The sequence below is a fragment of the Nocardia sp. NPDC006044 genome, assembly GCF_042871115.1.
Classification (GTDB): Bacteria; Actinomycetota; Actinomycetes; order Mycobacteriales; family Mycobacteriaceae; genus Nocardia.
Genome location: NZ_JBIAID010000001.1, coordinates 2099510 through 2112440, shown reverse-complemented (window position 1 = coordinate 2112440; position 12931 = coordinate 2099510). Strand labels below are relative to the sequence as shown.

Sequence of the window (12931 nt, the reverse complement as noted above, 5' to 3'; positions counted from 1 at the left end):
AGTCATGGGCGTGCGCATCAAATCCGTCGGCATCAGCCGGGAAACGCAAAGCAGTGTGGAGAACAGCGGCCTGGCCGCGAAGCAGAGCCTGGAGCGGGCCGGGGTGCGGCCCGACCAGGTCGGCGTGCTGATCAACGCGGGGGTCTTCCGCGACTCGAACACCGTCGAACCGGCCGTGTCCGCGCTGATCCAGAAGGCGGCGGGCATCGGCCTGGAGTACGCGAAGAACGACCCGCGGACCTTCTCCTTCGACCTGATGAACGGCGCGACCGGCGTGCTCAACGCCGTGCAGGTGGCCACCTCGCTGCTGGCGACCGGCAGCGCCGAGCACGTGCTCATCGTCGCCGGCGACGGCCACCCGTCGATGACCCGCACCGCCGCCGCGGACGACTTCCCGTACGCCACTTCGGGAGCCGCGTTGCTGCTGGACTACACCGACGAGCCGGACGGCTTCGGCACGGTGCACACGGTCAACGGCGAGGGCACCCCGGCGGTCGAGGCGTATGTCGACACGGCCGCCATGGGCAGTGTCGGCCGCGGCCTGATGACCGTCGACCGGGAGCCGGACTTCGAAGATCGGCTGCTGAGCGTCGCGACCGAGGCCGCGAAGGCCGCGCTCGCGGAGCACGCGGACCTGGCCGGCACGGCGCTCATCGCCTCGACGCCGACCGTGGAGTTTCCCAAACGGCTCGCGGATGTTCTCGGCATCGACCAGGATTCGGTGCGCACGCCGGACCTGACCGACGGCGACCCGCACACCGCGTCGCTGCCGCAGGCCTACGACCGGGCCGTCATCGCGGACACGCTGAAGGATTTCACCCACGTGCTGTTCGTCGCGGCGGGCGCGGGTCCGTCGGCGGCGGCGGTGCTGTACCGGCTGCCCGCGCTCGCCGGGGCGGCTGCGTGACCTCGGCGACCTACTGGGCCGCCATCGACCGGTTCCGTGCGTTCGCGCGCACGGAACCGGATCGAGAGGCGGTCATCTACCCCGACGGAACGTCGGGCGACCTGCCGTCCTACCGGCACGTCAGCTACCGCGAGCTCGACGACTGGTCCGAGACCATCGCCGAGCGGCTCACCGCGGCCGGGGTCGGCTCGGGCACCCGCACCATCGTGCTGGTGCTGCCGAGCCCGGAGCTGTACGCGATCCTGTTCGGGCTGTTGAAGATCGGCGCCGTGCCCGTGGTGATCGACCCGGGCATGGGCCTGCGCAAGATGGTGCACTGCCTGCGCGCGGTGGAGGCGGAGGCGTTCATCGGGATACCGCCCGCGCACGCCGTGCGGGTGTTGTTCCGGAGCAGCTTCCGCAAGGTGCGCACCACGGTGACCGTCGGCAAGCGCTGGTTCTGGCGCGGCGAACGGCTGGCGGCGTGGGGCCGCAGGCCGTCCGGCGCCGCACCGCAGCGGGTGCCCGCCCCCGCGGACGACGTGCTCGTCATCGGATTCACCACGGGCAGTACCGGACCCGCCAAGGCGGTCGAGCTGACCCACGGCAATCTGGCCTCGATGATCGACCAGGTGCACACCGCGCGCGGCGAGGTGGCGCCGGAGACCTCGCTGATCACGTTGCCGCTGGTCGGAATTCTCGACCTGCTGCTCGGATCCCGTTGCGTGCTACCGCCGTTGATCCCGAGCAAGGTCGGTTCCACCGACCCGGCGCATGTGGCGCACGCGATCGAGAAGTTCGGGGTGCGGACCATGTTCGCCTCCCCCGCCCTGCTGATTCCGCTGCTGCGTCATCTCCAGCAGCAGCCGATCGAGCTGAAGACGTTGAGCAGCATCTACTCCGGCGGCGCCCCCGTGCCGGACTGGTGCATCGCCGGGTTGCGCGAGGTGCTGGCCGAGGACGTGCGGATCTTCGCCGGCTACGGGTCGACCGAGGCCTTGCCGATGTCGCTCATCGAATCGCGGGAACTGTTCGGCGGTCTGGTGGAGCGGGCGCATCGGGGCGAGGGCACCTGCATCGGGCGTGCCGCCGACCAGATCGACGCGCGCGTCGTCGCGATCACCGATGCGGCGATTCCGGATTGGGCGCGGGTCGAGGAGCTGGCCGGCGAGCTCGAAAGCTCGCGCGGCATCGGCGAACTCGTCGTCGCTGGGCCGAATGTCAGCACGCACTACTACTGGCCGGAGGAAGCCAACCGGCAGGGCAAGATCGCCGACAGCGACCGGATCTGGCACCGCACCGGCGATCTCGCCCGAATCGACGCCGAGGGCCGAATCTGGTTCTGTGGGCGCAAGAGTCAGCGGGTGGAGACGGCCGACGGGCCGATGTTCACGGTGCAGGTCGAGCAGATCTTCAATACCGTGGCCGGCGTTGCCCGCACCGCCCTGGTCGGTGTGGGTGCGCGCGGAGCGCAACGGCCCGTGCTGTGTTTCGAACTGAAGCCCGAGGCCGACGGCGCAGCGGTCGGGGCCGCGCTGCGGGCCCGCGGACGGGAGTTCGAACTCACCCGCCCGATCGCCGACTTCCTCAGCCATCCCGGGTTCCCGGTCGATATCCGGCACAACGCCAAGATCGGCCGCGAGCAGCTGTCCCAGTGGGCGGCCGGGCAGATCGGAAAGCGCGGATGAGCGGGAAAACGACGGCCCTGCGGGCGATTCCGGTGCTCGGCTGGCTGTACCTGGCCGGCGGCGTCCTCGCCGTCGCGACCGATCGGGTGCCGCGGAACCGGCTGTTGCGCGCCGCGTGGTGGATCGACGCGTTCCTCAGCGTCGTCGTGCACGCGGCGCAGATCCGGCCCGCGCTGCGGGCGGCCGAGGGTTCGGGGCGCTCCCCCGTCGAGACGGCCGTGCTGACGCAGATCTTCGGAATGACCTGGTGGCGAACGCAGGAGACGCGATGACAAAGGTATTGGTGACCGGCGCCTCCGGGTTCCTCGGCGGCGCGCTGGTCCGCAGGCTGGTGCGCGACGGCGAGCACGATGTCTCGATCCTGGTGCGGCGCACCAGCAAGCTGGCCGACCTCGGCGCGGACGTCGATCGGGTGCAGCTGGTCTACGGCGATCTGACCGACCCGGCCTCGCTGGTCGCGGCGACCAATGGCGTCGACATCGTGTTCCACAGTGCCGCACGGGTGGACGAGCGCGGCACCCGGGAACAGTTCTGGGCGGAGAACGTTCGAGCGACCGAACGACTCCTGGACGCCGCTCGGCGCGGCGGCGCGTCCCGGTTCGTCTTCATCTCCAGCCCCAGCGCGTTGATGGCCTACGACGGCGGCGATCAGCTCGACATCGACGAGTCGGTCCCCTATCCGCGGCGGTACCTGAACCTCTACTCCGAGACCAAGGCCGCGGCCGAACGCGCCGTATTGGCCGCGAACACCGAAGGATTCACCACCTGCGCGCTGCGCCCCCGGGCGATCTGGGGCGCGGGCGACCGGTCCGGTCCGATCGTGCGCCTGCTCGGCAAGACCGCCGCCGGGACGCTGCCGGACATCTCGTTCGGCCGCACCGTCTACGCCTCGCTGTGCCATGTCGACAACATCGTCGAAGCGTGCGTCCGGGCGGCGGCTTCGGACGCGGTGGGCGGCAAGGCGTATTTCGTCGCCGATGCCGAGAAGACGAACGTCTGGGAGTTCCTCGGTTCCGTGGCGACGGATCTCGGCTACGCGCCGCCGAGCCGCAAGCCGAACCCCAAGGTGATCAACGGCGTGGTGAACGTCATCGAAACCCTCTGGCGCATACCGGCCGTCGCGGCCCGCTGGTCGCCGCCGCTGTCCCGCTACGCCGTCGCGCTCATGACGCGCAGCGCGACCTACGACACCACCGCCGCCACCCGCGATTTCGGCTACCGGCCGGTCGTCGATCGGAACACCGGGCTGGCCGCCTTCCTCGCGTGGCTCGAAACCCAGGGCGGCGCCGAAGAACTCACCCGACATCTGCGCTGAGCCACTCCCCCAGTCGTCACCGGAGGCAAACATGAACCCAGACACCGTCTTCCGCCGGAAGATCTCGCCCACGGAGCGCCTGTACTTCTTCACCAGGGAGCTGTCGCCGCCGTTCCTGATGCACATGGTCGTGCACGGTGTCGGCACCCTCGACCCCGCCGCGGTGCAGCGCGCCGTCGATGTGGCGTCGGCGGCGAATCCCGGTGCGCGGCTGGTCCGCGACGGCAAGTACTGGGTCGACAGCGGCGTCCCGGCGCAGGTCCGGGTGGTGCCGGGGTGGACACTCGACTACGCCACGCTGGAGAACGACGAGGTCCTGAACAGTCCGATCGGCCCCACCCCCGACCGGACCACCGAGGTGCTGCTGCTCACCGGTGAACAAACCACCGTCGTGTTCCGTGTCTTCCACGGAGTGATGGACGGGATGGGTATGCGGATGTGGGTCGACGACGTGCTGCGCGCGCTGCGCGGCGTGGCCCCGGTCGGGGCGCCCGACCCGATCTCCGACGCCGAGCTGGTGGCGCGGGTCGGAGCGCCGGGCAGGCAGACGCTGGTGCTGCCGACCTACCCGGCGCCCACTGGACGTGGCCGGCAGGATCCGGCGGCGTCACGATGGTTGTTGCGGCACCGGACTGTGCACGCCACCGGCAAGGGCATGGTCGCCCGGGTAGCGGCGATCCTCGCCGCCGAGACCGGCGCCAAGTCCCGCTTCATGGTGCCGGTGGATCTGCGCAGGCACGATCCGGCGCTGCGCTCGACCGGAAACCTGGCGCTGCCACTGTTTCTCGATGTCGAGCCCGGCGACAGCTGGGAGACGGTCAGCGCCCGCATGCGCGCCGGATTGCAGCAGAAGACCGAACTGAATCAGCTCGACAACGGCGGTCTGTCGAAGTTCCCGCCCGCCGTGATCCGCGCCGTACTACGGTTCAGCAACTGGATCGGCGCCCGGTTCAACCGGAACATGGTGTCGGCCACCGTGTCCCACATGGGCAGGTTCGACCTGGACGAGCTGGCGGTGCCCGGCTGGACACCGAGCACCATGCGGGTGCTGCCGCAGCACAGCGGGGCGATGCCGCTCCTGTTCGGCATGATGGAGTCGGGCGGCAAGATCGATCTGACGGTCTCCTGTCGCAACGGCGAAGGCGTCGAGGCGCGGCTGGAGGCCCTGCTCGACAAGATCGCCGTCACACTGGAAGCCGATCTGGCGCCGCAAGATTCGCCGGTACGATGACCGGCTGGGCTCGGTTCGTCCTCGCCCGGCCGCGCACGGTGCTGGCCGTGGTGACCGGGGTGATGCTGCTGTTCGGGTTGCTCGGCATGAACACCGCGGACAAGGTGAGCGCCGCCGGATTCACCGACCCGCACAGCGAATCGGCGGCGGTCGACCGGCTGGTCCGCGACCACTTCGGCCCGCAAACGCCCGACGCGGTCGCGCTCTACACCGCGCCCGCGGGCGAGACCCTGGACGATATCGGCCCGCGCGTGCGGCAGTCGCTGTCCCGGATCGATCCGGCCCTGCTCCAGCGCCCGATCGAAACCTATTGGAACAGCGTCCCGCCGCGGCAACAGTTCCTGAAGTCCGCGGACAACCGGCAGGCACTGGCGGCGGTGTTTCTCGCCGGCGACGACAACCGGCGGGTCACCGCCTACCCGGATATCGAAGCGGCACTGAAGGTTCCGGGCATCGATACGAAACTGTCCGGCTACAGCGCACTCGCGACCCAGATCAACGGTCAGTCCCAGCACGATCTGGTGCGCGCCGAATCCCTTTCGCTGCCACTGACTTTGCTCATCCTGGTGCTGGTGTTCGGCGGTCTGGTCGCGGCCTCGATGCCGGTCGCGGTCGGTGTGCTCGCCGTGCTCGGTGCGATGGGCACCATCCGTGTCCTCACCGAATTCACCGAGGTAAGCACGTTCGCGGTGAATATCGCCTCGCTGCTCGGGCTGGGCATGGCCATCGACTACGGGCTGTTCCTGGTGACCCGATTCCGGGAAGAACTCGCCGATGGTCGCGGTGTCGAGTCCGCCATCGAACGCACCTGCGCCACCGCAGGCCGCACCGTCGCCTTCTCCGCGCTGCTGCTGGTCTGCGCCTTCGCCGGCACCTTCGTCTTCCCGCAGGCGGTGCTGCGCTCACTGGGTTTCGGCGCCATCGCCGCGGTCGCGCTCGCCGCCGGACTCTCGCTCACCGTGTTGCCGGCCATGCTCGCGCTGTTCGGCGCCCGAATCGGCAAGGCGGGCAACAGGGACCGCACCGAGCGATTCTGGGGCCGGGTGGTGGACGCCGTGCTGCGCAGGCCGGGCCTCGTCGCCATCGTCGTCGGCGCGGCGCTCCTGGTCCTCGCCCTGCCGCTGACCGGCGCGAAACTCGGCGACATCGATCATCGCGCGTTACCGGCGGGCAACGAGATGCGCACCACCGTCGAGGAACTCACCGCCGGGTTCCCCGCCGCGAGCAGCGGCGTCACGGCGGTGCTGCAAGGGACCGACGGCCCGCCGCAGTCCGCCGCGGTCGACGCCGCGCGCACCGCGCTGAGTCACGTCGACGGTGTCCGGCAGGTGCTCCAGGTGGGACGCGCCGACGATTTCGTCGTCTTCCACGCGTTCCTCACCGCGACCGACCGCAGCGAAAACGCCTCGGCCACCGTCCATGACATCCGCGCCCTCACTCCCCCGGACGGCACCGTCCTGCGGATCGGCGGCGACACCGCCGCCACCGTCGACAGCGTCCGCTCCATCGTGCACGCCATGCCCTGGATGATCCTCGCCATGGTCACCGCGACCGTTCTGCTGCTCTTCGCGGCCTTCCGGTCGATCGTGTTGCCGCTCAAGGCCGTGCTGATGGCGTTTCTCAGCCTTGCCGCCACCTTCGGCGTCCTCACCTGGATCTTCGGCGACGGCCACCTGGCGAACCTGCTCGGCGTCAGCCCCGGTCCGCTCGCCGCGGGCATGCTCGTCTTGATCATCGCCGTGGTCTTCGGCCTCTCCACCGACTACGAGGTCTTCCTGCTCTCCCGCATGGTCGAAGCACACAACGCCGGCGCAGGCACCGCGGCCTCGGTCCGCATCGGCACCCTGAAGACGGCCCGCGTGATCACCGCCGCCGCCACCCTGCTCGTCATCGTCACCGGCGCCTTCACCCTCTCGCCGCTCACCCCCATGCGTTTCCTCGGCCTGGGCATGATCATCGCCCTCCTGATCGACGCCACCCTCGTGCGCATGCTGCTGGTCCCCGCCCTCGTCGAACTCATGGGCGCCGCCAACTGGTGGACCCCCTTCCGGCGCCCCCGCCGAATCGCCGCCACCGTCGAACCCGCAGCACAACCAGCACCAATTCCATGAATCATGCTGGGGCCCGGTCGAAGCGCCACACCGGATCCCGAAAACATCTGGAACATCAATGAATATCTTGTCCGCCGAATATTTTTCATACCGATCAGTCGCCACGCCGCGATGAAGATTGCAATACCTTCGATCGCTCTCCAGGCTTAGCTCCCATGTCCGCCGCCTGCCCCTCCTGCTCCTGGCCATCGCCGATGCTTGTCTCAACGCACGGGGCGGTGCGCTATATGCGCTGTGTATGTGGCAGATTCCTGGTTTCGCACCAGGGCGGGGTGAATTCGGTGACCGGCCGGAGTGCTTGCAAGACACCCAAAGTCGCCGAGCACCTCGAGTTGATTCCGATTCCCGAGGCATAACACTCGGCCGGTCATTCCCCGGCTCACATACCGTGCCGACGATCGGCCGACACCAATTCGCTGACCCGCGCTTCGTTTTCGGCGGAGAACGTGTTCCGATACTTCGCCACCGCTCGTTCGGTGTCCTCGGTGACCAGGTCCGCGTTGATCTGCGCGGCCGCGAGAGCGCCTGCCGCCGCGGCCCCGCCGACCTGTGCGGACAGATCGGTGACGTTGCCCGCGACCCACACGCCGGGCACCGCGCTGCGGCCCGTCGCGTCCGCGACGAGGTGCTCGCCGAGACCGGACGGGTGCTGGGCTGGCCGCAACCCGAGTCCGGCAAGGAAATCGGTGCGCGCCGACATCCGGCTCATCACGGTGAGTGCCGCGCGATGGACGAGCCGGCCGTCGCGCATGCGCACGCCGACCAGTCGATCGCCGACGATCTCCACCGACGCTACTTCGCCGTGCACCACGGCGATGCCGCGCGCGGCGAACTGCTCCAGCTCCGCGCCGCTCGGTGCCGGCATGGTGTGCGTGAAAAGGGTGATGTCGTCACTCCATTGACGGAACAGCAAGGTCTGGTGCACCGCCATCGGTCCGGTGCCGAGCACGCCGATCGCCTGGTCGCGGACCTCCCAGCCGTGGCAGTACGGGCAGTGCAGCACGTCCCGTCCCCACCGTTCGCGCAGACCCGGAAGTTCCGGCAGCTCGTCCACCAGTCCGGTGGTCACCAGCAGCCGCCGCGCGCGCGTCGTGCGGCCGTCGGCCAGGGTCACGACGAAGCCGTCATCCGCGCGGGACACGGTCTCGACCACACCGGAGACGACGTCGCCCCCGTAATCGCGTACCTCCGCCTGCCCGCGGGCCACCAGCTCGCTCGGCGCCATCCCGTCCCTGGCCAGCAACCCGTGCACGCCGCTCGCCGGAGCGTTGCGCGGCGCGCCCGCGTCGATCACCACCACCGACCGCCGCGCCCGCCCGAGCATCAGCGCCCCGCTCGATCCGGCCGCGCCGCCGCCGACCACCACCACGTCATAGCCGTCTTTCAGCTGTTCAGTCATCATGACCACCTCCACGACCACCCTGCGATCACATCCGGCATATCTGCAAACTTTGTTGCCGATATGGCAAGCTGTGGACATGGACGACGACCTCGATCAAGCCCTCGACGCGGTCGGGCCCCGGCTGCGCGCGCTGCGCAAGCAGCGCGAAACCACCCTGTCCGCCCTGTCCGCGGCCACCGGCATCTCGGTGAGCACCCTGTCCCGGCTGGAATCCGGCGGCCGTCGCCCCACGCTCGAGCAACTGCTCCCGCTCGCCCGCGCGCACGGCGTCACCCTCGACGAACTCGTCGACGCCCCGCCCACCGGCGACCCGCGCATCCACCTGCGCCCGGTGGCCGCGCACGGCATGACCATCCTCCCGCTGACCCGCCGGGCCGGCGGCATCCAGGCCTACAAGATGGTGCTGCCGGCCAAGTCCAGCCGCACCGAACCGTCGCCGCAGACCCACGAGGGCTACGAGTGGCTCTATGTGCTCAACGGCAAGCTGCGCCTCGTGCTCGGCGAACGCGACCTCGTGCTCACCCCCGGTGAGGCCGCCGAGTTCGACACCAGGGTGCCGCACTGGTTCGGCGCCGCGACCGCCGAATCCGTGGAGTTCCTCAGCCTTTTCGGCAAGCAGGGTGAACGCGCGCACCTGCGTGCCCGGCCCAAACAGCCGGATAAGTAATGGTCAGAAAATAGTTCGAGATCGTCACCGGCACTCGGTACCATCCGATGTCATGGAGTGATGACCGATGCCGAGTGCGCCCGCCGAATACGCTGCCGCAGTAGCGGTTCGAGCGTCCGGCGGTGCTGCCCGCATCCGTCATCACTCCTGCGACCTAGGACACTCATGCCCGACGAAACCTTCCTTCAGCACGTCACCGGCCGGTTGGCCGCCGTTCCCGGCGTCCGAGCGGTCACGCTGGGCGGCTCGCGCGCCCAGGGCACGCACACCCCGGACAGCGACTGGGACCTCGCCATCTACTACCGGGACACCCTCGACCCCACCGACCTCCGCGAACTCGGCTGGCCCGGTGAGGTTTCCGAACTCGGCGGCTGGGGCGGCGGCGTCTTCAACGGCGGCGCCTGGTTCACCATCGACGACCGCCAGGTCGACGTGCACTATCGCGACCTCGACGTCGTCGAACACGAACTCACCGAGGCCGGACAGGGCCGATTCCATTGGGAACCACTGATGTTCCATCTGGCCGGCATCCCCAGCTACCTGGTCGTCGCCGAACTGGCGATCAACCAGGTGTTGCACGGCAGCCTTCCGCGTCCCGACTATCCCCCGGCGCTACGCACAACGGCGCCGCCGATATGGCAGAGCCGCGCCGCAATGACGTTGCAGTACGCCGAGAACGCCTACGTCGAACGCGGCCAGGCCGCCGAAGTAGCGGCGTCCGTGGTCATCGCCGCGATGCAGACCGCCCACGCGGTCCTGGCCGCTCGCGGCGAATGGACCACCAACGAAAAGCGGCTGCTGCACCGGGCCGGACTCCGGGAAGTCGACAGCATCGCCCGCGGACTCGACTCGGACCCGAAGTCGTTGGCTCAGGCCATTATCGAAGCACAGGCGCTGTTCGACGGTGCGATGAAGTGAGCCACGCGTGCTCCCCGGCAGATCTGCCGGGGAGCACGCCGTGTCGGACTCAGTCCGGTCGCAGACGACTTTGCAATCGCGGACTGTGGTGTCCATATCCCGGCTGATTGAGAACCGCGGCAACGAAATCGGTGTGCCGCAGTCTGCGCCCGAGCCGGGCTTCGAGACAGCCGATGCAGAGAATGCTGTCGGCCGAAGCGGCGGCGCATTTCCATACCGAGTCGTGCACCGTGTACCACTCGTCCGGACCGTCTATGGGTGCGGTCGCCGATCCGCATTCGTGGCAGGGGAATTCATCCCGCGCGCAATGCCGCGCATCGATGGTTCGATCGCCGATGCCGTTCCACCACATCAGTAATCGATGCACCGAATTCGAAATAGTCTGCGCTGCCATCTTATTCGAAATCACCAAGCGCGACGCTGCACACTGCCCTTTTTGATGCAAGAGGTGCACACCTTCATTCGCACGGGCGCACCGTCTTTGACTGTTCGCACGGACTGGATGTTCGGATTGAACCGGCGACTCGTCCGTCCCTTCACGTACCGCTGCTGCGCACGGCGGCCGGCGCGGGCCACCTGATTTCCGAAGCTCGGCTTCTTGCCGCAGACGTCACAGTGGGCGGACATCATCTCTCCTGTTCTGGCGAGGTCATCGCCGTCGGCGTCGGTGGTCACTTGCATTGTTGGCGGTCTCCGTGAACCGCGCGCTGCCGTCCAGTCCCGCAGTGGGCGCCGAACAGGACCTATGACCAGCGCAAACAGCGATCGGTCTTGCCGCCGGATCGATGCAGAACGCATGGCATTCCGTGCAGATTGCACCGCCTCAAATCCATCCACGGTCGGCGGCGATCCGGATCGCCTCGATGCGGTTGCGCGCGCCCACCTTGCGATTGATGGCGGCCAGGTTGTTGCGAATGGTGCCCGGCGAAAGATGCAGCGCCACTGCGATTTCGTCGGGCGTGCGCCCTCGTGCGGCCAGCCGGAGGATGTCGACGTCGCGGGTGCCGAGCGGATTGTCCGGGCCGTGCATCGCCTCGGTGACCGCCTGCGGGTCCAGTACCCGGTCGCCGTGCGCGACCCGGCGCACGGCGGCGATCAGCGCGTCGATCGATGCGCCTTTACTCAAGAACCCCTCTACCTGCGCGGCCAGCGCGGACCGGAGCACATCCGGGCGGTGCGGCGTCGTCACGACGATCACGCGGCAGCCGGGCAACGCCGCCTTCAACCGTGCCGCCGCCGAAACCCCGTTCAGCCCTGCGAGTTCCGCGTCCAGCAGCGCCAGGTTCGGCCGGCTGCGCCGCGCGCTCGCCACCACCTCGGTGCCCAACTCCACCTGCGCGACCACCTGCATCCCCGGCTCGCCGGACAGGACGGCGGCCACCGCCTCGCGGGGGAGCCGCTGTCCCCCGGCGATCAGCACTCGAATCATGAGCGTATTCCTTGTCGGCGAATGCCGAATACACTGCGCCCGTTGACATCACGCGACCACCCGGCCTTCCCGCGCCGATCCGTCCGGATTTCGGTACCGGTGGTCGGACAGCGGGAAACAGCAGCGGGCAGGCCAAGCCGCGTGCGTCAACTGCGCACAGGAGCAGGAAAGGTACAACGAATATCCCAGGCCATCGGGAGCAGCCGTCCACAAACCGACCGGAGCACGCTTGCGCGGCTCACGGTCTCAGTGCCGGAACGACGACTCCTAAGCGTTTGGGATAGGTCATCACCTCAGAACTCGATGGAAGCCGGACACGGTTCGCGCCCCGCAAAACGCCACCACCATACGACCGGCCCCCGGCTTCACGCCAGTCTATTTCTCGCTCAGCCGCTCGATGATCATGTCGCGGAACCGTTGCGCCGCGTGCGACAGATAGGCGTCGTCGCGCCAGACGAGCCGCAGCGTGCGGTAGCTGTCCTGGCTGCTCAGCCGCACCGAGCCGACCTCGGGATGGGTGCCGACGCGCCGCGACATCGCCGGGATCAGACCGATCCCGAGCCCGGCGCTGACCATGTACTGCACCGCCGCGAGCTCGTCTCCTTCCACCACGACGTTCGGGACCAGGCCGGCGGCGGCGAACAGCCGATCGGTGAGCGCGCGCTGCCAATAGCCGGTCCGGGTGGTGACGATCGGCTCCCCCGCCAGCGCCTCGACCGGGACATCGGTGCGGCCGGCCAGTGGATGCGCGGCAGGCACGGCCAGCAGCACCGGCTCGCGGACCAGCTCGACTGTGCGCAGATCGGGTCCGGTGAGCGGCTGGGACGCGAGACACAGGTCGACCTCGCGCGCGGCGAGCTGCTGCACCATGCGCTCGGCGGTGGACTGGTAGAGCTGGATCTCGACCCCCGGATAGTGGGCGCGGAAGCCCGGCAGGAATTCGGTGAGCGAGAGCAGCGTTTCCGACGCGACCGCGACCAGGCCGTGCTCCAGACCGGCGGCGTCGGCCAATTCCCTACGCGCGTCGTCGATTTCGGCGAGGGCATGGGATATCCGGCGGAGGAAGGCCGCGCCGAACCGGTTCAACCGGATCTGGCGCCCCTGCCGGTCGAACAGCTGCACGCCCAGTTCGGCCTCCAGGCGGGCGATCGTCCGGCTGATCGACGGTTGCGCGACGCGCAGCTCCGCGGCGGCGCGACTGATGTGCTCGTGGCGGGCGACCACTTGGAAATAGCGCAGTGCCAGCAGGTCCATGCCAACCACTCTCTCATAACCGCCATGGCA

At 68.9% G+C, this 12931-nt stretch carries 13 protein-coding genes; 8 read left to right on the top strand and 5 right to left on the bottom strand.

The window, feature by feature from the left end:
• The first annotated feature begins 4 nt into the window (after positions 1-4).
• Genes ACFYO1_RS10005 through ACFYO1_RS09980 form a run of 6 tightly spaced genes read left to right on the top strand, consistent with a single transcriptional unit; the run spans position 5 to position 7231 of the window.
• Complete coding sequence (locus ACFYO1_RS10005; RefSeq protein ID WP_387228947.1) at positions 5-907, top strand: hypothetical protein; 903 nt, start codon at positions 5-7, stop codon at positions 905-907.
• Entirely contained in the window at positions 904-2574 is a 1671-nt protein-coding gene (locus tag ACFYO1_RS10000) for a fatty acid CoA ligase family protein (protein ID WP_387228945.1), read from the top strand. Before ACFYO1_RS10005 ends, ACFYO1_RS10000 begins: the two co-directional genes overlap by 4 nt.
• Positions 2571-2846, top strand: coding sequence for a hypothetical protein (locus ACFYO1_RS09995; protein WP_387228943.1), 276 nt, complete (start codon positions 2571-2573; stop codon positions 2844-2846). Before ACFYO1_RS10000 ends, ACFYO1_RS09995 begins: the two co-directional genes overlap by 4 nt.
• Complete coding sequence (locus ACFYO1_RS09990; RefSeq protein ID WP_387228941.1) at positions 2843-3889, top strand: NAD-dependent epimerase/dehydratase family protein; 1047 nt, start codon at positions 2843-2845, stop codon at positions 3887-3889. The genes ACFYO1_RS09995 and ACFYO1_RS09990 overlap by 4 nt, the downstream gene beginning before the upstream one ends.
• Positions 3890-3920: 31 nt before the next feature.
• Positions 3921-5120, top strand: a complete 1200-nt coding sequence (locus ACFYO1_RS09985; RefSeq protein WP_387228940.1) for a peptide synthetase — start codon at positions 3921-3923, stop codon at positions 5118-5120.
• On the top strand, positions 5117-7231 hold the full coding sequence (locus ACFYO1_RS09980; RefSeq protein ID WP_387228939.1) for an MMPL family transporter: 2115 nt from the start codon (positions 5117-5119) through the stop codon (positions 7229-7231). Before ACFYO1_RS09985 ends, ACFYO1_RS09980 begins: the two co-directional genes overlap by 4 nt.
• 379 nt (positions 7232-7610) lie before the next feature.
• Here ACFYO1_RS09980 and ACFYO1_RS09975 read toward each other — a convergent pair whose 3' ends face one another.
• Positions 7611-8630 carry an NAD(P)/FAD-dependent oxidoreductase gene (locus ACFYO1_RS09975; RefSeq protein WP_387228937.1) on the bottom strand — a complete coding sequence of 340 codons (1020 nt, stop codon included), beginning with the start codon at positions 8628-8630 and terminating at the stop codon, positions 7611-7613.
• 79 nt (positions 8631-8709) lie between these two features.
• Between ACFYO1_RS09975 and ACFYO1_RS09970 the strand changes: the two genes are divergently transcribed.
• Together ACFYO1_RS09970 and ACFYO1_RS09965 are read left to right on the top strand one after the other, a co-directional pair.
• Positions 8710-9300, top strand: a complete 591-nt coding sequence (locus ACFYO1_RS09970) for a helix-turn-helix domain-containing protein (protein ID WP_387228935.1) — start codon at positions 8710-8712, stop codon at positions 9298-9300.
• A 165-nt stretch (positions 9301-9465) separates the two neighbouring features.
• Complete coding sequence (locus tag ACFYO1_RS09965; RefSeq protein WP_387228932.1) at positions 9466-10218, top strand: nucleotidyltransferase domain-containing protein; 753 nt, start codon at positions 9466-9468, stop codon at positions 10216-10218.
• A 49-nt stretch (positions 10219-10267) separates the two neighbouring features.
• Here ACFYO1_RS09965 and ACFYO1_RS09960 read toward each other — a convergent pair whose 3' ends face one another.
• From ACFYO1_RS09960 to ACFYO1_RS09945, 4 genes are all read right to left on the bottom strand, one after another.
• Positions 10268-10663: a hypothetical protein gene (locus ACFYO1_RS09960; protein ID WP_387228930.1), complete on the bottom strand. Its 396-nt coding sequence runs from the start codon at positions 10661-10663 to the stop codon at positions 10268-10270.
• Positions 10624-10845, bottom strand: coding sequence for a 50S ribosomal protein L28 (rpmB, locus tag ACFYO1_RS09955; RefSeq protein WP_387231814.1), 222 nt, complete (start codon positions 10843-10845; stop codon positions 10624-10626). The genes ACFYO1_RS09960 and rpmB overlap by 40 nt, the downstream gene beginning before the upstream one ends.
• 196 nt (positions 10846-11041) lie before the next feature.
• Positions 11042-11647 (bottom strand): DNA-binding response regulator, encoded by a 606-nt coding sequence (locus ACFYO1_RS09950; RefSeq protein ID WP_387228928.1) that lies wholly within the window; start codon positions 11645-11647, stop codon positions 11042-11044.
• A gap of 375 nt (positions 11648-12022) precedes the next feature.
• Positions 12023-12901, bottom strand: a complete 879-nt coding sequence (locus ACFYO1_RS09945) for a LysR family transcriptional regulator (protein WP_387228926.1) — start codon at positions 12899-12901, stop codon at positions 12023-12025.
• Between the last annotated feature and the right edge of the window lie 30 nt (positions 12902-12931).

Excerpts from the sequence above, each read along its gene's own strand:
- ACFYO1_RS10005 (WP_387228947.1), top strand. The coding sequence starts at position 5 with ATGGGCGTGCGCATCAAATCCGTCGGCATCAGCCGGGAAACGCAAAGC.
- ACFYO1_RS09990 (WP_387228941.1), top strand. The coding sequence starts at position 2,843 with ATGACAAAGGTATTGGTGACCGGCGCCTCCGGGTTCCTCGGCGGCGCG.
- ACFYO1_RS09980 (WP_387228939.1), top strand. The coding sequence starts at position 5,117 with ATGACCGGCTGGGCTCGGTTCGTCCTCGCCCGGCCGCGCACGGTGCTG.
- ACFYO1_RS09995 (WP_387228943.1), top strand. The coding sequence starts at position 2,571 with ATGAGCGGGAAAACGACGGCCCTGCGGGCGATTCCGGTGCTCGGCTGG.
- ACFYO1_RS09945 (WP_387228926.1), bottom strand. The coding sequence starts at position 12,901 with ATGGACCTGCTGGCACTGCGCTATTTCCAAGTGGTCGCCCGCCACGAG.
- ACFYO1_RS09975 (WP_387228937.1), bottom strand. The coding sequence starts at position 8,630 with ATGACTGAACAGCTGAAAGACGGCTATGACGTGGTGGTGGTCGGCGGC.
- rpmB (WP_387231814.1), bottom strand. The coding sequence starts at position 10,845 with ATGTCCGCCCACTGTGACGTCTGCGGCAAGAAGCCGAGCTTCGGAAAT.
- ACFYO1_RS09985 (WP_387228940.1), top strand. The coding sequence starts at position 3,921 with ATGAACCCAGACACCGTCTTCCGCCGGAAGATCTCGCCCACGGAGCGC.
- ACFYO1_RS09950 (WP_387228928.1), bottom strand. The coding sequence starts at position 11,647 with ATGATTCGAGTGCTGATCGCCGGGGGACAGCGGCTCCCCCGCGAGGCG.
- ACFYO1_RS09965 (WP_387228932.1), top strand. The coding sequence starts at position 9,466 with ATGCCCGACGAAACCTTCCTTCAGCACGTCACCGGCCGGTTGGCCGCC.
- ACFYO1_RS09970 (WP_387228935.1), top strand. The coding sequence starts at position 8,710 with ATGGACGACGACCTCGATCAAGCCCTCGACGCGGTCGGGCCCCGGCTG.